Origin of the sequence: Clostridium tyrobutyricum, assembly GCF_019144085.1 — a bacterium.
Taxonomy (GTDB): Bacteria; Bacillota; Clostridia; order Clostridiales; family Clostridiaceae; genus Clostridium_B; species Clostridium_B tyrobutyricum_A.
In genome coordinates, this window is record NZ_JAHHUY010000113.1 from 1 (window position 1) to 314 (window position 314).

At 27.1% G+C, this 314-nt stretch carries 1 protein-coding gene; it reads left to right on the top strand.

Annotation, left to right across the window (positions count from 1 at the left end):
• Positions 1-314 (top strand): reverse transcriptase domain-containing protein (locus KM800_RS15240; RefSeq protein ID WP_254906593.1); only part of this gene is annotated, 314 nt, incomplete at both ends.

Consider the following 314-nt stretch of genomic DNA (forward strand, 5'->3'; position numbering starts at 1 on the left):
TATGCAGATGATTTTGTAGTTACAGCTAATAATAAAGTGGTTTTGGAATCAATAAAGGTTATGCTAAGTAAATTTCTTGAGGATAGAGGATTAGAATTATCTAGTGAAAAGACATGTATAACTCATATAAATGAAGGTTTTGATTTCTTAGGATGGAATTACAAAAAGTACAATAATACGTTAATAATTAAACCCTCGATTAAATCAATAAAGAAAGTCTTGAAAAAGATAAGTAAAATCATCCATAAGAATAAAACAAGCAAACAGGAACCCCTTATTTATAAACTTAATCAAGTTATAAATGGATGGTGCAA